General features: G+C 70.5%; 19 protein-coding genes and 5 pseudogenes. 12 read left to right on the top strand and 12 right to left on the bottom strand.

Annotation, left to right across the window (positions count from 1 at the left end):
* Nucleotides 1-1,205: 1,205 nt before the first annotated feature.
* Both IHE55_RS30195 and IHE55_RS30190 read right to left on the bottom strand, forming a co-directional pair.
* Complete coding sequence (locus IHE55_RS30195) at nt 1,206-2,333, bottom strand: alpha/beta fold hydrolase (RefSeq protein WP_197992576.1); 1,128 nt, start codon at nt 2,331-2,333, stop codon at nt 1,206-1,208.
* A gap of 909 nt (nt 2,334-3,242) precedes the next feature.
* On the bottom strand, nt 3,243-3,551 hold the full coding sequence (locus IHE55_RS30190; RefSeq protein ID WP_197992575.1) for a hypothetical protein: 309 nt from the start codon (nt 3,549-3,551) through the stop codon (nt 3,243-3,245).
* Between the two features lie 1,045 nt (nt 3,552-4,596).
* Between IHE55_RS30190 and IHE55_RS32070 the strand changes: the two genes are divergently transcribed.
* A complete protein-coding gene (locus IHE55_RS32070; protein ID WP_232266991.1) occupies nt 4,597-4,803 on the top strand; it encodes a hypothetical protein in 207 nt (68 codons plus the stop codon).
* A gap of 386 nt (nt 4,804-5,189) precedes the next feature.
* Here IHE55_RS32070 and IHE55_RS30180 read toward each other — a convergent pair whose 3' ends face one another.
* Nucleotides 5,190-6,140, bottom strand: a complete 951-nt coding sequence (locus IHE55_RS30180) for a helix-turn-helix transcriptional regulator (protein ID WP_197992624.1) — start codon at nt 6,138-6,140, stop codon at nt 5,190-5,192.
* A 174-nt stretch (nt 6,141-6,314) separates the two neighbouring features.
* Here IHE55_RS30180 and IHE55_RS30175 point away from each other — a divergent pair, with 174 nt between their 5' ends.
* Nucleotides 6,315-6,584, top strand: a complete 270-nt coding sequence (locus IHE55_RS30175) for a VOC family protein (protein ID WP_372442801.1) — start codon at nt 6,315-6,317, stop codon at nt 6,582-6,584.
* Nucleotides 6,585-6,873: 289 nt separating this feature from the next.
* Here the strand turns inward: IHE55_RS30175 and IHE55_RS30170 are convergent, their stop codons facing one another.
* The 4 genes and pseudogenes from IHE55_RS30170 to IHE55_RS30155 all read right to left on the bottom strand — a co-directional run bounded on the left by IHE55_RS30170 (nt 6,874) and on the right by IHE55_RS30155 (nt 10,840).
* Complete coding sequence (locus tag IHE55_RS30170; protein ID WP_197992574.1) at nt 6,874-8,076, bottom strand: IS110 family RNA-guided transposase; 1,203 nt, start codon at nt 8,074-8,076, stop codon at nt 6,874-6,876.
* 209 nt (nt 8,077-8,285) lie between these two features.
* Complete coding sequence (locus IHE55_RS30165) at nt 8,286-9,203, bottom strand: NAD(P)H-dependent flavin oxidoreductase (protein WP_307826954.1); 918 nt, start codon at nt 9,201-9,203, stop codon at nt 8,286-8,288.
* Between the two features lie 394 nt (nt 9,204-9,597).
* A pseudogene (locus tag IHE55_RS30160) lies at nt 9,598-9,777 on the bottom strand (holo-ACP synthase); the annotation flags it as partial.
* Nucleotides 9,778-9,880: 103 nt separating this feature from the next.
* Entirely contained in the window at nt 9,881-10,840 is a 960-nt protein-coding gene (locus tag IHE55_RS30155; protein WP_197992573.1) for an SMP-30/gluconolactonase/LRE family protein, read from the bottom strand.
* A gap of 108 nt (nt 10,841-10,948) precedes the next feature.
* Here IHE55_RS30155 and IHE55_RS30150 point away from each other — a divergent pair, with 108 nt between their 5' ends.
* Both IHE55_RS30150 and IHE55_RS30145 read left to right on the top strand, forming a co-directional pair.
* Nucleotides 10,949-11,407 carry an Lrp/AsnC family transcriptional regulator gene (locus tag IHE55_RS30150; protein ID WP_197992572.1) on the top strand — a complete coding sequence of 153 codons (459 nt, stop codon included), beginning with the start codon at nt 10,949-10,951 and terminating at the stop codon, nt 11,405-11,407.
* Between the two features lie 323 nt (nt 11,408-11,730).
* Nucleotides 11,731-12,696: pseudogene (locus tag IHE55_RS30145) on the top strand (IS30 family transposase).
* A gap of 935 nt (nt 12,697-13,631) precedes the next feature.
* Here the strand turns inward: IHE55_RS30145 and IHE55_RS30140 are convergent.
* Entirely contained in the window at nt 13,632-14,312 is a 681-nt protein-coding gene (locus IHE55_RS30140) for an NAD(P)H oxidoreductase (protein ID WP_197992571.1), read from the bottom strand.
* A gap of 112 nt (nt 14,313-14,424) precedes the next feature.
* Between IHE55_RS30140 and IHE55_RS30135 the strand changes: the two genes are divergently transcribed.
* A complete protein-coding gene (locus IHE55_RS30135) occupies nt 14,425-15,354 on the top strand; it encodes an AraC family transcriptional regulator (protein WP_443742630.1) in 930 nt (309 codons plus the stop codon).
* 322 nt (nt 15,355-15,676) lie between these two features.
* Here IHE55_RS30135 and IHE55_RS30130 read toward each other — a convergent pair.
* Nucleotides 15,677-15,870, bottom strand: a pseudogene (locus IHE55_RS30130) (transposase); the annotation flags it as partial.
* 122 nt (nt 15,871-15,992) lie between these two features.
* A complete protein-coding gene (locus IHE55_RS30125; protein ID WP_197992569.1) occupies nt 15,993-16,277 on the bottom strand; it encodes a hypothetical protein in 285 nt (94 codons plus the stop codon).
* Between the two features lie 355 nt (nt 16,278-16,632).
* Between IHE55_RS30125 and IHE55_RS32905 the strand changes: the two genes are divergently transcribed.
* From IHE55_RS32905 to IHE55_RS30110, 4 genes and pseudogenes are all read left to right on the top strand, one after another.
* Complete coding sequence (locus IHE55_RS32905) at nt 16,633-17,607, top strand: ArsR/SmtB family transcription factor (protein ID WP_197992568.1); 975 nt, start codon at nt 16,633-16,635, stop codon at nt 17,605-17,607.
* Between the two features lie 101 nt (nt 17,608-17,708).
* The gene (locus IHE55_RS30115; protein ID WP_232266990.1) at nt 17,709-17,885 is read left to right on the top strand and encodes a hypothetical protein; all 177 of its coding nucleotides are present in this window, start codon (nt 17,709-17,711) and stop codon (nt 17,883-17,885) included.
* Between the two features lie 79 nt (nt 17,886-17,964).
* A pseudogene (locus IHE55_RS33500) lies at nt 17,965-18,136 on the top strand (IS256 family transposase); the annotation flags it as partial.
* 5 nt (nt 18,137-18,141) lie between these two features.
* Entirely contained in the window at nt 18,142-18,576 is a 435-nt protein-coding gene (locus tag IHE55_RS30110; protein WP_232267057.1) for a HEAT repeat domain-containing protein, read from the top strand.
* A 539-nt stretch (nt 18,577-19,115) separates the two neighbouring features.
* Here the strand turns inward: IHE55_RS30110 and leuE are convergent.
* Nucleotides 19,116-19,772: a leucine efflux protein LeuE gene (gene leuE / locus IHE55_RS30105; RefSeq protein WP_197992566.1), complete on the bottom strand. Its 657-nt coding sequence runs from the start codon at nt 19,770-19,772 to the stop codon at nt 19,116-19,118.
* Between the two features lie 243 nt (nt 19,773-20,015).
* Here leuE and IHE55_RS30100 point away from each other — a divergent pair.
* Nucleotides 20,016-20,198 (top strand): annotated as a pseudogene (locus IHE55_RS30100) (WhiB family transcriptional regulator); the annotation flags it as partial.
* Between the two features lie 290 nt (nt 20,199-20,488).
* Here the strand turns inward: IHE55_RS30100 and IHE55_RS30095 are convergent.
* Nucleotides 20,489-21,382, bottom strand: a complete 894-nt coding sequence (locus IHE55_RS30095; RefSeq protein ID WP_197992565.1) for an MBL fold metallo-hydrolase — start codon at nt 21,380-21,382, stop codon at nt 20,489-20,491.
* Nucleotides 21,383-22,868: 1,486 nt separating this feature from the next.
* Between IHE55_RS30095 and IHE55_RS30090 the strand changes: the two genes are divergently transcribed.
* Together IHE55_RS30090 and IHE55_RS30085 are read left to right on the top strand one after the other, a co-directional pair.
* A complete protein-coding gene (locus IHE55_RS30090; protein WP_197992564.1) occupies nt 22,869-23,066 on the top strand; it encodes a hypothetical protein in 198 nt (65 codons plus the stop codon).
* Nucleotides 23,063-24,454, top strand: a complete 1,392-nt coding sequence (locus IHE55_RS30085) for an amidase (RefSeq protein ID WP_197992563.1) — start codon at nt 23,063-23,065, stop codon at nt 24,452-24,454. Before IHE55_RS30090 ends, IHE55_RS30085 begins: the two co-directional genes overlap by 4 nt.
* The last annotated feature ends 201 nt before the right edge of the window (nt 24,455-24,655 follow it).

Here is a 24,655-nt window from a genome sequence, read left to right as displayed (position 1 = left end):
GACCACCCTTGCGGGCGACCGGGCGCACAGCAGCTTGGTTGCTGTCGTTCTTATCCGAAAGTGGTGCGGCGAGCACCGAGGAATTGCGCAGCTTCGGAACACCGCCTCTTCACCAGTAGACGCGTGAGACGACGGAGGCGGTCGTCGGTGCGCTGACGGCTCCCCTGGCTGCTCCCTGGACGCTGTTGCTGGGGCGGTACGGCGACGGGGGCGCTCTCGGGACGTCGGCCGCACCACAACTCTTGCGCGAGCGGCCGGTACGGCGGTCGCCGGGGTGCTCCGCCGGGCTTGGGGAGAACATCCGTGGACGGGCTGGTCGTTCTCGGCAGGGTGGGGCAGCCGGGAGACGCTGGACGTCACGTTGGTGGAGCCCGAGCCGGTGGTGGAAGTCGGCGTTGACGTCGTCCGCGATGCCTTTCGGCCGCTGTAGTAGACGGTGCCCGCTGGCACCGGGCGCGGCCCGACCTCTCCCCCGCCGACGCTCCCCCGCCGGTCGCAGACGAGCTGACGGCGGGCGCGAGCACTGAAACCCCGACCATTGGAAGACCGGGCCCGTGCCGCGTGTCGCACCGGTCGGCTGGTCCTCCTCGAACTCCCCTCCCCGTGCTCTGGGCGCAGCAGAATCGGCGTCGACGTAGCCGCGGCACGGGAGGCAAGGGCTCATCCGGCGTCATGCCGTACAACTCGGGCCACACGCTCCGGGGTCTCCTCCCGGACGGCACCGGAACGCACGCCCACCAGCCACTCGGCGACCTCCGCGGTCCGGGCCCGGTGGTAGCCGCCGGGCCGTGCCAGTTGCCCACGCAAGACCCCGGCGGCCTGGTTCAGACCGAGCCATGGGGGCCGAACCTACGGTGGATCGGCATGTTCTGCTCCAATCCATACCTGTCGGCGGCAGCAAATATCCTCTCCCCTGGCCCCCTTCGAGGCATCCGTCGGACGACGACGCACATGTCTTCATGCATGTGCTGGCTGTCGGGCTCACCCTCGGCTGGTCCACGCTCGGGCGTCCGTGACGGTGCCATCAGCGATGGTCCGCTGGAGACGGCATCAACGCCGCCAGGCTGCCTGCTCCGGCTATCTGGCGCCGGGCCCAGTGCGTCGGGCGGTCCCGCGGTGCGGGGACCGCTGTACCGGACAACGTGACAGCGGTCTGCACACAAGGGCGGGCAGATCCCTGCCAGCCGAGGTTGTCGTCGCGAGGTTCATGGTGCTGGGCTGACGTTGCCGTTCTCGTCCATCTCGAATCTGCCCTGGGTCTTGTCGTCGACCTTGGTGTGCTTGAGCCAGTGCTTCGACAGGTTGTGCAGGTTCTTGTGCTGAGTTTCCCAGGGCATCGAGTGGCCAGCGCACTTCACCGTGACGAGGAGTTTGTGCGGTCCTGTGATGGCGTCGTAGAGCGCGGGGACGTGGAAGTCGAGTGCCGGGTTGGAGCTGGGCGGTGTGGTGTTGGCCGTCTGATCGTGCTCGCCGTGCACGATCAGCACGGGCACGCTTCCGCCGAGGATGCCTCCTTGCCCTGCAGCGGCGTTGTTCCAGCCCCATGTGACGAAGTTCCGGAATCGGCTGACGCCTGCCGGCTGTCCGGTGGGAAGGAGCTTTCCCCATTCACGGCCGATCGGATCGTTGTCCATGAGGGCGCTCCACACCACGTCGACCATGCCGGGCTCGTGCTGGTTGGCGCACTTCATGGCCAAGGCTTGCTCGATACTTGTGCGGGTGAGCACGTGGGTGGGGAAGCCGAGCACTGGCAGGGTCGGCGGGTTCGAGGGGCCCAGCGGAGGGAAGATCGGGCCGAGGAGGAACAAGCTTTCCACCTTCCCCGGATTCTTGATTGCGTACGGTCCCATGGCGAACGCGGCCGCCGACCAGCCGATGAAGGCGACCTTTGAAACGTTGCGTTTGTTGCAGATGTACTCGACGACGGTGCTGAGCTCGTCCTGGTCGCTCTGGGAGTTGGTCAGTACGAACGGGTAGCTCGCCGTTCGTGGGCCTGACAGCGGGGGAATGACGGCAGCCTGCTGGTTGGGGTTGACATTGCAGGGATCCTCCATCCGAGGACGCGGCGACCGTCCGGAGCCCTGCAGGTCCATCATGAAGACGTCATAACCGGCCTGTGCGAGAGCCTTGGCCCACCCGTACGAGGTGTGCTGGAGGTCGTAGCCTGCCAGCACCGGCACACTCCTGCCGTGCAGCATGAGGACGGCCTTACGGTTCGCAGGGGGACCGGAGGCACCGTCGTGTTCCCTTACGAACAGCTCCACCTTCTGGCCCTCGTTCGCGGAGACCGTCGAGGTGTGAGGGACCCAGTGGTCGGTCGTGGTGATGGCCATGAATTGGTCTCCTTGTGTCGGCCCGCTCGTCGGTCGTCCCCTTCACGCCAGAGTCGGTCAGGCGGGAAGCCCGCGCCACAGCAGCACCGCAGACCCATCACAGCGTTCCGGGCAGGACGAGCCCAGCCGAACGGCCTGCCGCCGGCTGGGGCGGACGGTGAGCACCAGCTCCCGCAGCAGGCCGACCGGGCTGGCTTGCCTGGCCCGGTGCCTGTCAGGCAGACGGTCCGCCCGTTGTGCCCCAGCCGTCGAAGAAGTCGGCCAGGGCCCTCGCGGGCAATCTGCTGCGCAAGCACGGCACCGCCGACGTACGGGACAGCAGAGGCAAGGACCAAGCTCTGTAGTTCGCCGGGCGCGGCAGCCGGGAGGCGGGTCGGGCGGCCCGGCCGGCTCGATCCAGCGCAGCGCGGTCGGCAGCGGGGTGAAGCGGCCGACAGCCGGTCGGGCAGGACCGGTGGCCAGGCCCAGATGCGCAGCCAGGAGGCGGTCCAGCGTGCGCACCGCCGGGTGGCTGTTCAGCAGGCCGGCGAGCAGTGCCCGCGAAGCCGGGGCCGGCCGGTCGCGCGGTCTTCCGGACAGCGCACCCGGGCCGGCGCCCGCTCACCGCGCCGGCGCGGCCGCGAGCACCTCTTTGGCCGCTGGCCCCGTTGCTGCCGGGGCGTGTACGGGGTCAGGGGGTGGGTGACGTGCAAATCCCGCTTCGAGGTCCTCTGTCACCTGCTACAGGTGCGTGGGATGTCCGCGGTGTGACAGCCGAAGCCAACGAGTTTTTCTGCACCGGTGCTCGCTCGCGTACCCGGTGTCCTGTCCTGTGACAGCGAACCGGGACTGATTGCCACCGGAGTTGGACCGAACGCGGTGTTCGTGACAGCGATGGTGGACCGCTGCGGACACCGTGTGGTTTGCGCGTCAAGCGGTGGGGGCGAGTCCGCTGTTGGCGATGCGGGCCCAGAGGGTGTGGTGCCACTCGTTGGCGTCGGGGGCGGGCTCAGTGGTCAGGACTGGATTCGGGCCTGTCTCGATGAGGTGCAGCAGGGTCCAGGCGACGCCGTAACAATCGTCCGGGCCAAAGCAGGCAACCAGTGCCCGGGCCTCCTTGCCGGTGATGGGCTTGGCGATGGCTTCGAGTTGGTCGCAGCGCCGGTCGATCTCCTCCTCGTCGGCGTCCCGGTCGGGAAGAGGGCCATCGGCCACGAACACCTGGACTTCTGGTCTCATCCGACCATGATCGAGCGCAGTTGGCGGCCGAGACAAGCCGGCTCCGTTGAGTTGATGGGTCACGCGGTGACCGCCTCTGCCTGAGCCGCGGCTGTGAGGAAGGCGGGGCCTCGTTTACATCAGCTGCCAGCAGTGCAACCCACTCCGGCCTGCGCAGCAGGTCCATCTTCGCTGTCACGAACTCCGTTCGGTCCAACTCCGCTGGAACTGATCCAGGTGCGCTGTCACAGGACACCCGGGACCGTGGGTTCACGAGGAGCCCGGGATGATCAAAGTGTGATCATCCTGATGGTCAGGAGCAACAAAGTGCCTGCTGTTAGTGCGGTTCCCACCCAGGCGAAGATGAGGTAGAAGGCCCTGGAATCCCAGCCTCGGATCTCGAAGCGGCCGGGATTGGCCGGGTCGTACAGGACCGTGACGAACTTGCCGACGCCAAAGCCGGGGGGGAACCGTGCCGCGGCCCAGCGTCGAGGGATGGGTGTACTCGCGACCGTCCCGGGCCGTCCAGGCGATGACCGGGTGGTGGTACTTGACTCCGTCGTCGTCCCGCCTGGTGTCATAACGCACGACTCGCCCGACTGCGGGTATACCGCTGCGACGAAGCGCACTGGCGCGGCGCAGTCCGTACACGCCAACGCTGAGGAAGCTCACCCCGATCAGCAGCGGTATGAGCGAGAAGAGCCATGCGCGATCCATGTGGTGTCCGACGTCTGATTGGCGCCATTGGTTGCTGCGGCGGGTGTGTTCAGGGTGTGGCCGGTCCCGTGGTGTTCGGCTGCCGGGCTGTGCACAGCCCGGCGTACGAGAACCGCCGTGCGAGTGGTGCGGTACGCCCCGCGGTGTGACCGGGTGTGCGTACGGCACGGGCGGTAGCTCTTGGACGCGGACGCCGACCAGCCTCGTGAGTACCCGGACGTGCGGCACCTGCCGGAGGTGGTCGGGACGCAGCGGCAGTGGACGGGGGTGGCGCGGCGGGCGGTGCGGGCGGGGGGGGGGCCGGGCCGGAGCGGGTGTTCGCCCTGGTGCATGCGGTTGTGGCGCGGTGGTGGGAGCTGGCCTTGCGCTGGAGCGGGAGACGATCTGGCCGCAGCGGCTGCACCAGATCGCGGGCGGGGATGCAGGTGGTGATCTGGAGTGGTGGCGGTTTGTGGGGCGGGATGTGGTCGTCTTCCCTGAGGTGGTGACGGTCGCGGACGCGCTGCTGGACCCGACTATGGCGGAGCTGGTGTGGGTGGACGGTGGTGCTGGGTAGCCGCAGGCGCTGCCCGCGGACGGGATTGTTCTGCCGCAGGCTCGGTGAGGGTCGGGCGCGCGTGGCTGAGGCCGTTGGCGGCGGATCACGGTGGTCCGTTGATCGAGTGGATGGGCGGCGTCATCCGTCGGCGCCGCGGAACCGGCGGGCCCTCCGGCTACGACAACGACCCGTGGTGGCTGCGCCGGGAACACCAGGCCGCAAGGCCGGGTGTGACCAGGCCACCACCTGGGCCCTACACCACCACCCCAGCGCCCCGGCCGTGCTCCACCCACCCAACCCCGGCCACCACGCAGCCACGGGAAGGTGTCACGGGGAGGAGGCCGACCAGGATCTCCGACATCACGTCCGGGCCCCGGCGGCCGACCTCCATGCGAGAACGGCTGTCAGGGATTGGCCGTCAGGAGAGCGTGGGCGTGGCGGAGGAGGGCCTGCCGTACCGGGTCCGGGGACAGCACGGTGAGCGGTGTGGCCAGACCGAGGAGGTAGGCGGCGAGTTGTTCGGTGCTGTTGCCGCCGATGTGGACCACGGTGGCCTGGGGGCCGTCAGGGCTGTGGGTTCCGATGGTGGAGGGGACCTTGCGCAGGGCCTGGTCCAGTGGGAGCGGGAGGCGGACGGTCGCGTACACCGGGTACATGACGCTCGCGATCGCGCCGGAGACCAGTGCGGCGGCGTCGGGCGGATCGGTCAGGTCGGCCGGTTCGGTGGTGGCGCGCACGCTCACCACCCGGTCGGCGCGGAAGGTGCGCCATTGCTGTCTGGTGACGTCCCGGGCGACCAGGTACCAGCGCAGGCCGGTGTGGACCAGGCGGTACGGGTCGATGGCCCGCACGGAGGCCCGGCCGGCGTGGTCCCGGTAGGCGAGGGTGGTGCGCAGTGCGCTGTGGCAGGCTCGCGCCAGGTCCAGCAGCACCAGGGTGTCGATCTGCGGTTCGCCGGAGCGGGGGGTGTGTTCGAGGGCCCCGTCCAGTGTGCTCAGTTGGTCCGCGAGGCGTGCGGGCAGGCTCTGGCGGAGCTTGAGCAGCGCGGAGAGGGCGGCTTGCCCCGTACCGAGGACTCCGCTGAGTGCGGCTTCGCGCAGGGCGACGGCGACGGCCAGGGCCTCTTCGTCGTCGAGTACCAGCGGCGGCATTCGGGCGCCGGGGCCGAGCCGGTAGCCGCCCCAGGGGCCGGGGACGGACTCGACTCCGTAGCCGAGGTCACGCAGCCGGGCGATGTCCCGGCGGACCGTGCGGTCGGTGACCTCCATCCGTTCGGCCAGTTGGCGGCAGGTCCATTCGGGGCGCGCGGACAGCAGCGACACCAGGCGCAGCAGACGGGAGGAGGTCCTGATCACAGTCACCCAGTGTCCCGGATGACCAGGACAGGTGCTGTCAGGGTCGTGGCCTACGGTCCACTTCCATGAGCACCGCGACGATCCGTCTGCTGTCCTTCGACCTCGACTGCCCCGACCCGGCCGAGCTGGCCCGCTTCTACGGCGATGCCCTGGACCTGCCCGTGCTGTACCGCAGTGAGGACTTCGTCCTGCTGGGGCGGGCGGGAGCCCCTGGGCTCGGCTTCATCCGCCAGACGGGCTACCAGCCCCCGGCCGGCCTGTCCCGACCCTGCCCACAGCAAGCAGGCCCACCTCGAACTCGGTGTCGACGACCTGGACGCCGCGCAGGAGAGAATGCTCGCCCTGGGGGCCATCCTGCCGTCCTTCCAGCCTCGGCCCGAGGTGTGGCGGGTGCTCCTGGACCCGGCAGGTCATCCCTTCTGCCTGTCAACGCACGCGAACTGAGTCCGCCCCGCACCTCCCCCGGCTCCCCACGCCGGGGCCGGGGCAGGCACGGACGGGTGACCCGCCCGGCGGGCCCGCCGGTCATGCGGTGCGGGTGCGGCTCGGCCCCGGTCCCCGCGCGGACCGGAGGCACGCGCCCCGGTGGCGGAGCGGGGGCTCCGCGCGGGACGGCGCGGCCGGGGCCGGTGGCGCGGCGCCGGCCTCGGTCGCGGGGTCACCCGGCCGCACCGCACCACGCGGGCTCCCTCAGCGGGCGCGCGGTGATCCGGGGGTGCCTCTATGTTTTTCGTCAAGCGGTTCGGGGGGTTCTTGGTTCGTAGAAGGTTCCGTCGCGGAGCATGGCGAACAGGACGCTGATGCGGTGGCGGGCGAGGCGGAGGAGGGCTTGGGTGTGGGGGTTGCCTCGGGCTCGGCAGCGGTCGTAGTAGCTGCGGGAGGCCGGGTCGTGGAGGGCTGCGAACGCGGAGAGGAACATCGCCCGTTTCAGCTGCCGGTTCCCGCCTCGGGGTGCGTGCTCGCCGTGGATCGATGTGCCGGACTGCCGGGTGGCCGGGGCGAGGCCGGCGTAGGAGGCGAGGTGGGCGGCGGTGGGGAAGGTGCTGGCGTCGCCGACGGTGGTCAGGAGGATGGCGGCGGTCCTGACGCCGATGCCGGGCATCGAGGTCAGGACCCGGGAAAGAGGGTGGGCCTCCAGCAGGGCCTCGATCCGGGCATGAAGGGCCCGGCGTTGTTCGTGGACGGCGGCCAGGGACTTCGCCAGCGACGGGACGATGACGTCGAGGGTGCCGGTGCCGGGGACGACGACGGTCTGCTCGTCCAGCGCCGCGAAGATGTCCTGGACCAGCCGCTGGGCCATGCGCGGGGCCCTGGGGCGGACGGCCTCGACCAGCCTGCGGCGGCCCGCCTTCCGCAAAGCGGTCGGGGATCCGTAACGCTCCAGGAGCCAGGTCACCGCCGGATGGTCCAGGCGCGGGCCCAGGACGCGTTCCAGGCTGGGGTGGAACTGGGTGAGCAGGCCGCGGATGCGGTTGCTGGTGCGGTTGGCCTCGCCGGCCAGATCCTGGTCGAAACCGGCCAGCATGGTCAGCTCGGCGGTGACCTCGTCGGCCAGGTCCAGGGAGCGCAGGGTGTGGGGCATGGTGCGGGCGGCGTCGGCGATGACGGTGGCGTCTTTGGCGTCGGTCTTGGCCTCGCCGGGGTAGAGGTCGGCGATCCGGCGCATCGCGAGTCCGGGCAGGTAGGCGACCTGGCAGCCGGCGTCCCGGGCGACCGTGAGCGGGAGGGCGCCGATGGACGCGGGCTGGTCCACGACCACCAGGACGGTGCCGAACTTGTCCTTGAGCTTGTCGAAGACCGCCCGCAGCTTCGGTTCGCTGTTGGGCAGCGGTTTGTCGAAGACTTTCTTCCCGGCCGGGGTGAGTCCGTGGCCGTGATGGGTCTGCTTGCCGACGTCCAGGCCCAGGAAGACGTCCACCCCGTCGGTGCTGATCACCGTGCCCCCACATGTGTGTCGACGTGTGCCGGCCCCTTGGGTCGGGAGCCGTTCTCGCGCATCCACGTTATGCAGACCTGTCCGCCCGCGAGGGCTGGGCATTGCGCCCGGCCGGGCGGTGGTCGGACCTCTGATCAGCGTCTGTGACGGCACCCCTCGGACCCGGTGACACCACCCCCCAGGTCATCTACTTCGACAGGGGGCAACAGTCATACCGGGCCCGGAGGCCAGCGGCCCTCTTGCAGGACCGCGAAGAAGATAACGGGGCCGCCGTGCCCCGGAAGCTCCCCGACCAGGTGGGCCAGGTACTCCCCCGCGCCCACGCCGTCGCCGGCCAGCGTCGCCGCCTGTCCGGCCCACAGGTTCACGTACTCCGGCCTGCCCTGGGCGGCCGCGGCCCGGCGGATGGGCTGCATCAGGGCGTTCTGGACGGGGTACGGCGGCACGGTGTCCTCGTGCGCGGCCATGTCGCGGACGAACCGGTTGGGTATGCCGCGGGCGGTGCGGCCGGAGAAGAGCCGGGTGAGGACGGTCGTGCGGGCCTCCGGGGTCCCGAGCAGGCGCTTGTGGACGTCGCTCGCACCGGATTCCCGGGTGGCGAGGAACGCGGTGCCGATCTGCACGGCGTCGGCGCCGAGGGCGAGGGCGGCCCGGACGCCGCGGCCGTCGGCGATGCCGCCCGCGGCGATGACGGGCGCGGTCACGGCATCGGCGACCTGCGGCACCAGCGAGAACGTGCCGACGAGCGACTCCCGTACGGGTGCGAGGAACGCCCCGCGGTGCCCGCCCGCGTCGCTGCCCGAGGCCACGATCGCGTCGAGGCCCGCCTCGTCGAGCGCGACCGCCTCGTCCACCGTGGTCGCCGTCCCGATCAGGGCGATACCCCGGCGGCGCGCCTCGTCGACGACACGGCGGGGCGGGACGCCCATGACGAAGCTGATGACGGGCGGCGCGGCGGCCAGGAGCGCGTCGATCTGGTCGTCGAAGTCGGGCAGGGCCCCGACGTCCTCGTAGGCCGGTGCGGCGGTGCCGAGTTCGTCGTAGTAGGGGCGGAGCCGCTCGGTGTGGGCGGTGAACCCGGCGATGTCAAGAACGACCCGACCGTCCTGGACGACCTGTGGCCGCACACGCTGCTGCTCCTCCAAACCTCGGACCGGGAGTCCTGACCCGAAGGTCGGTCCACGCCGACCGGACCGCGGGCCGGCGCGGCGTAAGGCCCCGCCGCGGGCCCGGCTGAGTCCACGAGCGAAGGCCTGCGGCGCGGCGCCGGTCCAGCCGTGCCCGGCGCCCGGTCCGCTCCGCGCGGCCGGGCACTCCGGCCCGCTCCCGTGCGGCCACCGCCGTCCCGGCAGGGACCCGCGCCGGGGCCGCCGGGAGGCCGGGCGCTGTGCACCGGGCGGAGCGCCGGCGCACCGCGGTCCGGTCCGCGCACCCATCCGGACACCGGGCGGGCACGGCCGCGGCATCGCCCTCGGCGGTCCCCGGCGACGACCTGACCGCCCGCCGGCCCCACCGGCCGGCTCAGCCCTCCGCGATGACCATCACGCAGGCGACCCCGGCATCCTGACTGAGTGACACGCGCCACCGCCTGACGCCGAGTTCGGCGGCGCGGGCGGCCACCGTGCCGCGGACCGACAGCCGGGGCCGACCGCTGCCCTCGGCGACCACCTCGGCACCGGTCCAACACACACCGCCCGGCGCAGCCGGCCCGCAGACCGCCGAGCCCCAATGCCTGACCGGGACGGCCAGGGGCCGGCGAGATCGCTAGACGGCGCCGACGCCGTGCTGATCGCCCGGCCGGAAGTCACCCGGACTTCGGGGAAAACCAGGGACGGTGTCCCGGGCCGGTCGGGTGTGTGCCCGTGACGCCCGTGATCAGCGAGTAGAGGCTGGTCTGCGCGGCGATGAAGAGACGGTTGCGCTTGGCTCCGCCCCAGGAGATATTGGCCACCGCCTCGGGGATGTGGAGCCGCCCGATCAGCGTGCCGTCGGGGTCATAGCAGTGCACCCCGTCGTCCATCGCGGCTACCCAGAGCCGGCCGCCGTCGTCGAAACGGAGGTTGTCGAACCGGGCATTCTTGCGGCATGTGGCGTCGGCGAAGATCCTGCCGTCGGAGAGGGTGCCGTTATCCCTCACGTTGAAGACCCGGATGTGGCCGGCCCGGGTGTCGGAGACGAAGAGCTGCCGCTCGTCGGCGGAGAAGACCAGACCGTTCGGCGCCGCGAAGCAGTCGGCGACCAGGCGTACCTCACCGCTGCCCGGGTCGATCCGGTAGACGTTGTTGGCGCCGATCTCGCTCTCGGCACGGTATCCCTCGTAGTCACTGGTGATACCGAAGTCCGGATCGGAGAACCAGACGGAACCGTCCGACTTCACCACTGCGTCGTTCGGGCTGTTCAGCCGCTTGCCCTGCCAACGATCAGCCAGCACCGTGACCGTGCCATCGTACTCAGTGCGTGTCACCCGACGGTTGCCCTGCTCGCACGTGATCAGCCTCCCCTGGCGGTCGAGGGTGTTGCCGTTGGTGTGCCCGGCACCGCGGCGGAAGACGCTGACGGCACCGGTCTCCTCGTCCCAACGCAGCATCCGGTCATTGGGGATGTCGCTCCAGATCACCTGCTTCCAAGCGGGAAGGTAGACCGGCCCCTCTGCCCAGCGGCAACCGGTGTACAGCACCTCCAAGCCGTCATCGCCGTTCATGCACCGCCCGGTACGGAACCGGTCGTCGAGCATCTCGTACAGCGCAGGGCGCTCGCTGGCCATAAGGTCCCCTCCTGCGAAATCCCGCAGACATGCCGAATGTCCTTCGGCTTGATGATGAGAGTGCAAGATGAAGTATGGTTGTTGCAAGGATGTTCCGAATGGAGAGTTGTGGATCACATTGATCGGGCCCTGCTGGCGCAGCTGCAGCAGGACGCCACCCAGTCCTATGCCGCGCTGGGCCAGGCCGTGGGTCTGTCCGCCGGCGCCACCCATGAGCGCGTGCGCAAACTGCGGGAGCGCGGCGTCATCCGGCGCACCATGGCCGACGTTGACCCGGCTGCGGTGGGCGGGAGCGTCCTCGCCTACGTGATGGTCGAATCGACCGCCTGGATGGGCGACTCGGCGAAGGACTTCGCCGCGCTCCCGGAGATCCTGGAGGCGCACATCATCGCCGGCAGCGCCTCGGTGCTGGTGAAAGTCAGGACCACGACGACCGAGCAACTGCAGAACGTGCTGCGCCGGATCTACGGCATCGACGGAGTCAGCGGGACCCAGGCGACGGTTGTGCTGGAGACCTTCTTCGAGCGGCCGGTCTCCCCGCAGACCCCGCCGCCAGAGGCGACCTGACGCACGACGCAGGTGATTGAACACAGCTCCACCACGCCGTCTGGTACGCCACCGCCGGTACCGGCACGCCCGTCGCCCTGCTCACCACTGTCACCCGGTGCGTCTGCCGCCAACCAGGCCGCCCCGGTGGCGACAGAACACCTACCGGCTGCATCAAGGGCATGGCCCAGCTCACCCCGTCCTGCCGCCCGGCCCGCCAGCCCGGCTCCGCCCGGCGTGCAGCGGGCTGCTGCAGCACGCCGGGCGGCTGCGTTCCGGGGAAACGGCCTGACGAGTCCTTCAGGTTCCAGTGGTCGTCGCAACGCCCCAGCTCAAGAGGTGCGATGGACTTCGAGATCCGTAAGGACAGTAAGCCGCAGGGACGGAAGAAGCTGACCCCGGGAGCGAGCGGCATACTTCCAGCCCTGCAGCAGGGCTACAGCAGCAGGGAAGCCTGTCGGATCGTCGGTATCGACGTCCGGACCGGCACGAAAGGGCGCAAACGGCCGCCACGCGCACAAGGGCCATGAGAAGGCGGCGCCTCCGATCTACCGGGAGGCGCCGCCTTCGTCGGATCCGTCCCGCTACCTGGGCGAGGCCGACCGCATCACATAGCCGACCGACTGTGTGAGAAAGCCACCGTGCGCACCATCGCGGCCGAGCTGGGCCGCAGCCCGTCCACCATCAGCCGGGAGATCCGCCACAACGGCACGGTCGACCCTCGCGGCGTCCGGCACCACCGCCCCTACGCCGCCCAGGCCCGCGCAGATGCCCGCCGGCCCCGCCCCAAGCCCGGAAAGATCAGCCAGAACCCGCGGCTGCGGGACTTCATCCAGCACCACCTGGACCTACGGTGGAGCCCGGAACAGATCTAAGGGGGAATGCTTTCGCCATCGGCACCCTGGTCGAGCGTGCCACTCGCTACGTCATGCTCGTGCATCTGACCCACGGCCGCGCCGCCGAGCGGGTCCGTGACGCCCTGGTGGAGACCGTGCAGCGGCTGCCCGCTCATCTGGTCCGCTCGCCGACCTGGGACCAGGGAAGCGAGATGGCCGCCCACAGCACGTTCACCCTGGCCATTGACATCCCGGTGTACTTCTGCGACCCGGCCGGCCCCTGGCAGCACGGCTCGAACCAGAACACCAACGGCCTGTTACTTCCCCAAGGGCACCGACCTGTCGCCGCACACCCGCGAACACCTGGACACGGTCGCCACCGAGCTGAACGGACGCCCCCGCAAAACGCTCGGCCGGGAAGCCCCGGCCGAGCGCCTTCCGTTGCCGCGGCCGGACGCCGGGGTGTTGCGGTAGGCGTCGTAGCGCTCCAGCTCGGCGAGCAGGCGGGCGGGCGTAGGACATGGTGCGGTCCATCTCCACGAAGGCGTGGGAGCCGTCGGCCAGGAGCGCCACGCCGTCGGGGACCAGGTTCCCGGCCAGGGTGGGGGTGGGCCGCTACCACCTGCCGGTCGGTGTGGTCGGCCGCCCCGGCGTGGTGGAAGCCGATGACGGTCTCGACCAGGACGAGAGCGTGCCGGTCGACGCAAAGGGGGAGCAACTTCAGCACCCTCCGCGGGCCGCGACCGAATGCCCCGCTGCCTCCACGACAGCAGCCACCTTCCGTGTGGACACCAGCCGGGCCCCCCGCACGTACAACCCCACACCACCGCCCCGCGCGCCCGCATCCGCGGCACCACCCTCCGGGACAGAATCCGCCGGCGCCCGGTCATGCCGGCTGGGCTCCAACCCCACCCGGGCGCCTGCCGGGCGGGCCACTTCAAGAACCCGGCCCGCCCCCGGATCCCGCTTGATCACCCGGTGCAAGGTCGCCAGCGAAGGGACACACTGCGCACCCCACCACTCCAGCTCCTCTTCTTCCCGGGCCCGGAGCATCCTGCGGCGCAACTCCTCAACGTTCCCGCCGATCTGAGCAAGGACGTCCCACAAGGCGCCACTCAGTGAAAACCCGTCGCGTCCTGCCGCGGCCGTGGCTCGACAAGCCCCCGGCGCCCATCGGCCAGCCACCGCCACGCCGTCCGCTTCGACACCCTCGCCGGCTCCGCCGCGATCCGCCCGTGCAACCGCGACGGGGTCCCCTCCTCGTCCACCGCAAGAAGCCGCCGTACCACCCCACACCCCGCGCCACCGACACGCTCCGAGTGATCAGAAGGGCCACAGCCCTGAGCACCAGCTCCACTTCTGGCGTTCGGCGACCACAGGCCGTCCACGGCCACGTATGTCTCAGGCCATCAGGCCGCCGCAAGTCCCTCGGCGAGGAACCTTTGCACGAACTCTCCTGCACGCCGGTCGAGATCGGCGTACTGCGTCTCTCGCTCAGCACCCGAGACCGCTTCGCCGACCAGGAGGTTTCCTTCGGCGTCGACGCGCTGCGGGCGCTCCTCAGCGTCGGTGAGCAGGCCGACGGTGGAATGGGAGAAGCCGCAGTAGTAGGCGATGCCTTCGCTCAGATTGGTTTCGAGGACGGTTTGCATCCCTTCCACGATGGGATCGTCGGCAGTGGCGCCAGCGAGGCCCAGCCACAGCATGCGCTTGCCCGCGAGGCGGGGCTTGCTGCGGCCGTAGGCAAACCCGTAGTTCCATACGCGGTCGATCCAGCCCTTGAGGATGGCGGGCACGCTCTGCCAGTACACCGGGAAGACGGCGACGACGACATCCGCGTCGAGGATGCGCCGCATATGGGCGTGCGCTTCGTCCGAATACACCTTTTCCCTGTTGCCCCAGTCCGGCTGGTCCGACATGTTCATCCGCGGGTCGAACCCTTCGGCGTGCAGGTCGAGCAGGTCGATGCGGTATCCGGCGGCTTCGAGTCGGGCGGCAGCACGGCGGGCCGTGTGCGCGGTGAGGGAATCGGTGCGGTGGTGCGCGACCACCACGAGGGCTGTCCTGGCATGGCTGTCGTGCTGTGTCACGGTGTCTCCCGGCTGGTCTCGGTCGATTGATGAATCCAGTACAGCCGCGGTGACGTAGATGATCCATGGGAGAAACGCTCCGGAACATAGGAGATCGTCTACGATGCGTCCCGTGGATCCATTGAGCTCGCTACTGAGTGGCTTCCGGGCCGAGGGCTCGGTCGTCAGCCGCGCCGTCCTGACGGCGCCCTGGACCATCCGCTTCGCTGACGGCGGACCGCTCACCATGATCAGCGTGCTGCGCGGCGGGGGCACCCTGCTGCTGCCCGACGGCACCGAGCGAGCGGTCGGCGTGGGCCACACGGCCATCGTGCGCGGCCCCGCACCGTTCCATCTCGCCGACCGTCCCACCACTGTCCACAGCTCCCACGCCGCGTACGAGATCGCCTGCTTCACCAAGGACACCGAGTGCACCGCCCAGGAACTCGCCGGTATCCACTGGGGCACCGACTCGAAGGAGGCGACCGCGCTGATCGTGGGCGCCTACCGCGCCTCGGGCCACCGCCACGAACGGCTCCTGCGTACCCTGCCACCCGTCCTGGTGATGAAGGAGGACGTCGAGGTCTGCGCTTGGCTGGAGACGGCCGCCGCCGACGCCGCCCGTCTCTCGGCCGGTTCGCAGGCGCTGATGGACCGGCTCCTCGACTGGGCCCTGGTGTGCACGCTGCGCAGCTGGTTCGACCAGGCCGGTGCCGACGCGCCCAGCTGGTACCGGGGGCTCGCCGACCCGGTCCTCGCCCCCGCACTGCAGGCCTTCCACGACCGGCCCGCCCAGGCTTGGACGGTGGCGTCGCTGGCCGCTCGAGCCGGCGTCTCCCGGGCACTGTTCGCCAAGCGCTTCACCAAGCTGATGGGCCGTCCACCCCTCGCCTACCTCACGGAATGCCGCATGGACGAGGCCGAGGCGCTTCTGACCGACACCGACCTCAGCGTCGCCGAGATCGGAAGGTCCGTCGGCTATGCCGACGCTTTCGGCTTCAGCGCCGCGTTCAAACGCCACAAGGGTCTGAGCCCCAGCACCTTCCGCGCCGCGGCGGCCTGAGTTCCGTCACGGCGACCAGGGGTGATCTTCTCACGGGGTGTCGCTCTGCGTCAGGCGCGCCAGGTTACCCCCGCCTGGACGGCTCTACGCGGGACGTGCCCGGCCCGATCCCGGGGAGGCTCCGCACAAGGGTTGACGCCCGCTCCGGCAACCAAACGATCAGCCCCGTGCTGTCCCCCGACGTCGGTCTCCCCGGTTCGGGAGGTCGTGCAGGCTCGGTGCCTCAGGTGAGCGGTGCTCTGCCGTCTTCTCCTGCACTGCTCGGTGATGTCGCCTGAGCTCGACAGCGTACGAGCTTCCCGGGACCTCACATCCGTCCGCTCAGCCGTTTGTGGGCGGTCTGGAACGATTCGAACTCATGGGGCAGGCCCCGCCAGGGCGAGTTTGTGCGGTACTTCCACGCGATGGCAGGGTGCGGCGATGGTCGGCCCACCGACGCCCACGGACCGGATCGGCCGCCATCAGCGGCTCGATCCGGTCCCACATCACATCAGTGATCACTAATCGGACAGGCATATCCGATCAACTGATCAACCCATCACAGAGACACGCGCCAGGTGAGTTCTGGATCCGGACCACACCCTCGGGGTGACGAAGCGGTTATCCGGCGAGGCTCGATGCGGGATGTACTGTAGGGCTCAGCCCTTCTGGAGCCACAACTGGTAGTTCCGGTTTGTGGCGTTCCACCGGCAGTCCCAGCTGTAGACGTTCGAGTAGTTGTCCCAGTACCACGAGCCGCGGGTGTTGCACGGGTCGAGCCGGTTGAAGCGTTCGCCGCTGTCCGTCCAGTAGAGGGCCAGGGCGCTCGCCTCCTTCGCAGACTCTCCCGCAGCGGTGGGTTCCGCCTGCGCGGTGGCGGCCGAACCACCGGCCACCAACGCGGCTCCCATCATGACACCGGCGAGCCATGTACGAATACGCATGATGCTCCTCAAGAGAGACGTGGGGCAATGCGCCGAAGTCGGGGTTACTCATTCCCCAGGCTTGCATTACCGATTCCAGGGGGCGCGGTGTTGTTCGTCAACCTGTTTCGCTGCCGGACAGTAAGCACTTTCCAGCTTTTCCGGAGCGGGCTCTTTGCCGCGCCGCCAAGATGATTCTGAAGGCTGCCCCTTTCACCGGCCACTCCTTTCGGCCTATGCCGAAGTGCCTGACGTAAAAGGATCTGGACATGCCGTGTGCGGGGCGGGAGGGTCGGTCTCCTGTGGGTTATGTGCATGGAGGTGTTGGTCGGTGCTTCGTGTCCACTTCGGCCGGGAGGATCTGGCTAGGACCCGGGTGATAGACACCTGGGGGCCGCTGGGCGAAACGTTCCTCAGTCTGACCACCTTGCAGCACCCCGCGGGGCCTGCGGTGTTCGGCGGGTGGCGTCAGCGGGTACGGCAGGCACAGCAACTGATCACACACCCGGCCGCGGCGCTGTTCCAGGGTGGATTCGTGGACCTGTTCACCGTGACCGGCCCTGCCGCCTCCTGGGAGGAGGGTCTGGAGGCGTTGCGTAACGCTGGTTCGGATCTGATGCGGCAGGAGTTCGCGGGGGCAAGGGAGCTGCGTGAGCACTACACCAAGCGCAGTGACCGGTGGGCGGGCCTGGCTTGGGGGGATCCGGCGCATGACCGGGGCGACCGGGAGGCGCTGGTGGACTTCCTGGACGGGTATTACCGGGTGGCGGTGGCCCCGTATTGGTCGGGGATGCGAACCCGCTTACAGCAGGAGCAGGCCGGTCGTGCGCGTGTCTACGCCGAGCAGGGGGTGGAGGCGATGCTGGCCCGGCTGCCACCGGGTTTCCGCTGGCGCTCGCCCATCCTGGAGATAGGGCGCGGTGCCACGGTCTACGAATTTCATCTCGGTGGGCGGGGCCTGGTGTTGGTGCCGTCGGTGTTCTACCAAAGCCGGCCGACCGTCTTCTTCAGCCCCGACGGCCAGGAGCCGGCGGTCCTGTTCGTGCCCGTACTGCGCACCACCGGTGATGCAGCCGGGGTGCTCACCACCACGCAGAACGGCACACTCAAGGAGTTGGAGGCGCTGCTGGGCCGCACCCGCGCCCGCGCCCTGGACGCCATCGGCCAAGTTCCGTGCACCACCAGCCAGCTCGCCCAGCGCCTGAATGTCTCCCTGGCCAGTGCCAGCGAGCACGCCACCGTGCTGCGCCGCGCCGGGCTGATTACCACGATCCGTCACGGCAGCGCTGTCCATCACAGTGTCACTCCCCTCGGGACCGGCCTGCTCAATGGCATGTCCCCGGCCCCCTGAGCGGCACGCTCGGACCGGCATGGAAACAGCCGCAACGCCGCGAGGCCGGCGTCTCTGTTGGGTGAGACGTCGGCAGGCCATGAAGCGAGGGGCAGTCCCAGGTGGACCGGGCAGAAGCGCTGATCGACGGTGACCTGCCGCGGCTGTTCGCCACCGCGAGGGCGTTCGACGCGGCCGGCTGCCACTACCAGGCGGCGCGCACGCTACTGCTCGCCGGGGGCGAGCACACCGCCGCCGGAGCCTCCGCGCTCACCGACCACAGGCTGACGCTGTACTGACTCGGTGGCTGCGGCCGAGCAGGGCGCGGTGAACCACACGTGGGGGTTAGCGGAGATCTGAGTCGCCCTTCTCCACAGTCAGCTCCGCACCAAGGTCACCCGAGGCGCCGGCAGGCCGGCGGCCGCGCTCGCGATGGCGTTCGAACTGGTCGAGTCCGCCCTGGCACGGAGCCCACCTGGTCCCCCTGGTCCGCGCCGGTGCACGCTTCGAGAACGGTATCCTGGTCGAGCGGTCCGAGGTGGAGGCGTGAAGGACATGTTCGCAGCGCTTGACGCGTTGACCGACCGCGATCCGAACCGTCGGGACGTTGCCGCTGCAGTCCTCGGGGATCTCCTGCGCGGCACCGCGCTCGACACGGACACCGCCTGCCTGGTTGTCGGGCGCCTGGTCAGCCTGGCCGTCAACGAACCGGAAACCAAGGTCCGCGAGTCCGCCCTGAACTCGATCAGCGAGGCCTTCAACCACCACCGCCTGCCCTTGGCCCTCCTCGAACCGCTGGCGACCGCCATGCCGACGATGGAATACGAGCTCCTCGAATACGCCCTCTACGTCCTCGGCGCCACCCACGATCCGCGGGCCCGGCCGCTGATCGAGCCGTTCCTCCACCACCCCGACCCACGGGTGCGCGATGATGCCCGGCTCGCGGACTCCGAGATCACCGCACCGGAAGGCCCCATCCACAACTCTTGACCATTGCTCGTTCCGCAGTCGGGCCGGACCCCACTGCGACGGCTCCTCACACCACAGCTGGGCACCGCCGCCGCGCTCATCGCCAACGTGAGAGTGACCAGAAGTAACCCCGCCCATGCGGCCGCGGCTGCGCCTCCGGTGCTTGGCGCACCGGGAAGTGGCCGGACTACCGCCACCCCCGGAGCCAGGGCCGGCCCGGGCTGCGGGCCGCGCTGGCCCAAGCGTTCGTCGCCCCCGGCCGTTGGGCGACGCAGCAGCGTCGGTGGGTGATCCGTTGCAGGTACTGCCGGCCGTCTATCACGCGCTGTGGTCCGGATGGCTTGCGACGCGGCTCGATGAGCCGCTCAGTGAGCAGGCACTGCTATGCGCGCACCGGCACGACCGTGGGCGAGCCTACGATCCGACTCGACGCTACCCAGCAGCAAGACAGCCAGTGGACAGGAGGCTGCACAACGGTGCACCAGCACGGCTGACCAGCGGCTGCCCGGCTCAGTCGGCAGGAGCCGAGGCGGGGTCCCAGGCACTCCTACAGCAGATCGTCAGCTTCCGGCCGTGGCGAGTTTCGCGGCGAAACCGAGGAACAGCGCGCCGGCTCCCGCGGTGAGTCCCGAGGACAGCCGCCTGCGGCGGCTGAACCGGGCGGACAGATAGGTGCCGCCGAAGATCAAGGCCGTGATGTAACAGACACTCATCGCCTGATAGACCAGCGCGAGTAGTCCGAAGGACAGCATCGGGTGCGGATAGGCCGGGTCCACGAACTGGGCGAAGAACGAGATGAAGAACAAGATGGCCTTGGGGTTCAGTAGCGTGATCAGCACCGACCTGCGGAACGGGTGCTCAACGCCGGTTCCCTCACCTTCGGACCGCGCAGCGGCCGAGGGCGACTCGCCGCGCGTTCGCCACGTCCGCCACGCCGCCCGGAGCATGCCGACGGCGATCCACCCGAGGTAGCCGGCCCCCGCGTACTTCACCACGGCGAACGCCACCGGATTCGCCCTCAGCAACGACGCGACGCCCGCCGCCGTCAACAGCATGAGGAGCATCTCGCCGAGGAAGACGCCCGCCGCCGCTCGATAGCCCGTCCGTACCCCACGCCGAACTGCCACCGACAGCGTGTACAGCGAGCTCGGCCCGGGCAGCAGAATGATCAGCAGAGTGCCCAGCGCGTAGGTGGGCAGATTCGCCACTCCCAGCATCGGTCCCGCTCCGCTCCCCGGCTGTCGGCTCGGCCGCCGGTCACCCCTGAAACTCATCGGACTATGACATACGACCGCACGCAGCGGACAGCCGGCCGGTGAAGCGACCGGCTGAAGCCCCGTGACCCGAACGCCTCCCCGACAGGCTCACGCTGTTTGCGCCCATAACCCCCACAGTTCGTCACGACGTGCAGCTGAGGTGCTCCGCCAACAGGTCCCGGGGCAGCTACGCCCTCCGCCGATCTGCCGCTCAACACCGACTGGCGGGCCCGCGCGGTGTGTAAGGACGAAAACCCCGAGTTGTTCTTCCCGATCGGCAACACCGGCTCGGCACTGTGGCAGGTCGAGGAGGCGAAGGCGATGTGCCGCCTTCATGGACGGTGCGGATGGGCATGGCGGTGCGCATGGCGGGGCGCAGCCGGGCAGTGACCGGACCGGCTCCGTCCCCCGGAGCGGCTGCTCCCGTATCGGGGAGGCCGAACGCGGCGGGTGTCCCGCGTTCCTGGAGGCGTCCAGTGAGGCCGGCGTGCGGTTCGACGGGGGGCTCGGTTCCCGGGGCACGACCGGCATCCCGTCCGGCGACGGCGGGCCCCGCACCTGGTGCATGCGCACAGGGGCCGAGCTGAGGAGACGGGCCGGCCGTCGGCGTAGCGCTCCGGCCGCGCCGGGAGTCGTGGTTCGACGCCCGCCGCTTCCCCCAGGAACCGGGGCCCCGGTCAGGCCGCGGGGACGGGCAGCAGTCGGTAGGCGTCTTCGTGGGCGACGACCCGGCCGGCGGTGGGCGGGGCGAAGTGGGTTCCGAGGAGGAGGGTGTCGGTGCCGGCGAGGGAGGCGAGCAGCGTGCGGCGGGTGGCCTCGGCTTGCTGGGGGTCGATGTCGACGCAGGCGCCGATGGCGGGGTGGGCGAGCTGGACCGGGTGGTGGAGGCAGTCGCCGGTGATCAGCGCCGTCTCGCCCCGGCTGGTCAGTTCGACGGCGACATGGCCGGGAGTGTGGCCGGGAGTCGGGAGCAGGCGCAGGCCGGGGAGGATCTGCGTGCCGTCGGCCGGGACGTCGACCAGGTCGAGCAGGCCGGCCCGCTCGATGGGGATCACCGAGTCGCGGAACATCTGTCGGCGCGCCTCGTCCATGGCGTACCCGGTCCAGAACTCTCGTTCGGTGCGGGCGGTGAGGTAGCGGGCGGCGGGGAAGGTGGGGATCCATGCGCCGTCGACCTGCCGGGTGTTCCAGCCGACGTGGTCGGCGTGCAGGTGGGTGAGGACCACCAGGTCGACGGCTTCCGGCGGGAATCCGGCCGCGGTGAGGCGCTCCGGGTAGTCGGTGTGCAGGTCGTGCCAGGCCGGGTTGGCCCGCTGTTTCCCGTTGCCGATGCCGGTGTCGACGAGCACGCGCAGCCCGTCGATGACGAGGGCGAAGCTGTGGCTGTTCAGGCGCAGCACGCCGTCGGCGTCGGCGAAGTGGGGGTGCAGCCAGTCCTGGCCGGCCACCACCCCGGGGGTGGCGTCGGGGAGCAGCCATGGCCCGGTCTGGGGCGGCAGGGGGATCTCGTCGATGCGGTGGACGGTCACCTCGCCCACGGTCCAGGAGGGGGTGGTGATGGGAGCCTGCATGGCTGTCGTTCCTTTGCTTTTCAGGGGAGCTGGTCGGTTGTGGGGGGTGGGCTGCGGCTGCTGCCCTTCAGGGGAGTTGGTCGGTTGTGGGGTGGGCCGCGGTTGTTTCTGCGCCGTGAGCGGGTGGGCGCCGTCAGGGTGGTGACGGCGAGGACGGTGGTGATGACGCGTAGGTGTGGAGGGTGTTCCCGGGCCCGTGGCGCTGGGTGGCCGCGCCTGCGGTGATGGCGGACAGGCTCATGGAGAGGTGGCTCAGGATGTGGTGGGCGGCCGGGGTCGCCGCGCGGTTTCGCTCGCCGCGTGGGGCGGGGAGCAGGCGCGGCGCTCCTTGGGGGATGGCGCTGAGGGTTGCGCGGGCCGGGCCGCATCGCCGTGGACGGCGGGCGGTCCGGCGCCGTGCAGGCCAGGGTCAGGGCGCCAGTGCGCAGGGCGGCCGGGCGTTCGCCGGTCGCGGTGGTGAGGGGTTCGGTGCGGTGCCGACACGGTGAGTGCGGCGGTGGTGCTGAGGGTGAGGAAGACCAGCCGCGGGCCGCTTGTGGGGCGTCGGGGGCCACCAGGCCTGTGCAGGCCGGGCGGAAGGACGGGGGAAGCCTCCGGGTGTCCAGCTGGCCATGGCCGTGGTACCGGTGGTCAGCAGGGTGCGGCGCGCCGCAGGCGGGGGGCCGGGGTGCGGGCGCAGCGACCGCGGTGCGCCGGTGCGTGCGGCGGCCGTCTCTGTGGTGAAGGCAGACCGTGATCGCCTGAGCTGCGAACAGTGCGGTCTGCCAGCGCGTAGGCGGTGGGGGGTCGGGGCGGGGTGAAGGAGGAGGGTGGGGCCGAGGACACCCGCGGCCGTGCCGGTGGCCGCGGCGAGGGTGTTGGTCAGGGCGGAGCGGCTCGGGCGCCGGGGGATTTCCAGGTCGGGGAGGGCCTGGTCCGCGGCGCTGGTGGTCGCTCCGGTGACCATTCCTTGCCCCGGGCGGGCTGTCGTCGGGGAGCCCGTGCCGTCCGCCGAGGCCGCGAGGACCGTGGAGGCAGCCTCCGCGAGCAGGGTGTCTGCCAGGACGGGGTGTGGTCCCAGGTGGTCGGAGAGTGCTCCGGTGGTGAGCAGGGCCGGCAGCGGTGCCGGTGCGTATGCGCAAGACCACGGTGACGGCAAGCGCGGATGGGCTCCACCGCTGCTGGTGGAGGGGGTGTGGCGGTGTGGGGGCGCTGGACGCGACCAGGAGGGCTTCCAGGATTGAGCTGTCATGGAGGAAGGACGCCGCACGGTCTGTCCCGCAGGGACGGCCGGCTTGGAGTGGGCGGTACGCGGGTGTGCGGGACAGGACGCCGGACATGGGAACCCCTTTGTGCAGTTCAGGGCGCCGGGCATGGGACCCCTTCCCGTAAAAGCAATGGATTTGCTTTAAGGGACGATAGGACCTACCGTCACGCTAAAGCAAATGTTTAGCTTTTGCTGTGGGGCGCCCCGCCGCCCCCGTCCCGACCAGATGAGGGATCCGCCGTGTCTTCCGCCGAACTCACGCCGCCCGAGGCCGCCCGCTGGGCCGCCCGGGCCGGACTTCCACTGCCCGAGGACCGCCACTTGGCGGTCGCGGCCACCGCCAACCACATCCACGCCGTCGTCGCGGTCCTGCGCGAGCTGGACTTCGGGGACACCCCGCCCGCCGCCGCCTACCGGGCGGGAGAGGAGAAGCGATGAATCCGCATGAGCTGACCCTCGCCGCCGCCGCGACCGAGATCCGGGAACGGCGGCTGTCCCCCGTCGAGCTCGTCGACTCCGTCCTCGACCGCATCGGCCGGGTGGATCCCCAGGTCAGGGCATACGTCACGGTCGCAGCTGAGCAGGCCCGCAGCGCGGCGCGCGACGCCGAGCGGGAAGCGGCCCGGGGAGTGTTCCGAGGACCGCTACATGGTGTCCCGGTCGGCATCAAGGACCTGATCGACGTCGCCGGAATGCCCACCACCGCCAGCTCCCGCGTCCGCGCCGGCCACCGCGCGACCACCGACAGCACGGTCGCCGCCCGACTGCGAGCGGCCGGCGCGGTCCTGGTCGGAAAGACACACACCCACGAGTTCGCCTACGGTCTGACCACCCCGCAGACCGCCAACGCCTGGCACAGCGGCCGGGTCGCCGGAGGCTCCAGCGGTGGGTCCGCCGTCGCGGTGGCCGCCGGGGCGGCGACCTTCGCCCTCGGCACCGACACCGGCGGGTCGATCCGGGTCCCCGCCGCACTGAACGGAGTGGTCGGTCTCAAGCCCACCTACGGGCTGGTGCCCCGCCACGGCGTCACCCCGCTGTCCTGGTCGCTCGACCACGTCGGGCCGATCACCCGCACCGTCGAGGACGCGGCCCTGGTCCTGGCCGCCCTCGCCGGGCACGACCCGCGCGACCCCGCCTCGCTGGACATCCCTGCCGTCGACCACCGGCCGGAACGGGAGCCGGACCTGAGCGGCGTGCGCGTCGGCGTGCCGAGCACCTACTTCTTCGACCACATCGACCCGCAGGTCGCGGCCGCCGTCCACCACGCCATCGCACAGCTGGAGGCACTGGGCACCCGGCTCGTCGAGGTCGACATCCCGATGACCCGCTACATCCAGGCCACCCAGTGGGGCCTGATGGTGCCGGAGGCCAGCGCCTACCACGAGCGAACCCTGCGCACCGCCCCCGAGCTCTACCAGGCCGATGTGCGCATCCTCCTGGAAGCCGGCGAACTGATGAGCGCGGGCGACCACCTGCGCGCCCAGCGCGCCCGGACGCTGATACGCGGCGCATGGACCCGCCTCCTGCAGGAGGTCGACGTGATCGCCGCCCCCACGGTCCCGATGACCGCGGTTCCCGCTGCCCAGGAGTCCGTCACCTGGCCCGACGGCACGGTCGAGAGCGTCTCCGACGCCTACGTCCGCCTCTCCGCCCCGGCCAACATCACCGGCCTGCCCGCCCTGTCCGTCCCCGCGGGCCATGACACGGCGGGCCTGCCCATCGGCATGCAGCTGATCGGCCGGCCGCTCGACGAACGGACACTGCTACGGACCGGCCACGCCTACGAGCGGACCCGGCCCGCCCGGGCGCTCGCGCCGGCCGCCTGAGGTCGACGGGTGGGCCGGACCGGAGCCGCCCGGCCCGGCCCACCCGTCGCCGCGACGGACAGGGAGATTTCCGGCCCCGCCCTACCCGAGCGGCACCTGGCGCCAACGCTGCCGCCCGGCACCGGTGACGATCAAGCCCGTCCGCACCACACCGACGGGTACCAACGGGCGACGATCGCGGACGAGGGCGGACGGCGGCGG

Source organism: Streptomyces pactum, assembly GCF_016031615.1.
Lineage (GTDB): Bacteria > Actinomycetota > Actinomycetes > Streptomycetales > Streptomycetaceae > Streptomyces > Streptomyces pactus.
The sequence above is the reverse complement of the archived record's forward strand: the minus strand, read 5'-3'. Positions and strand labels throughout refer to the sequence as shown.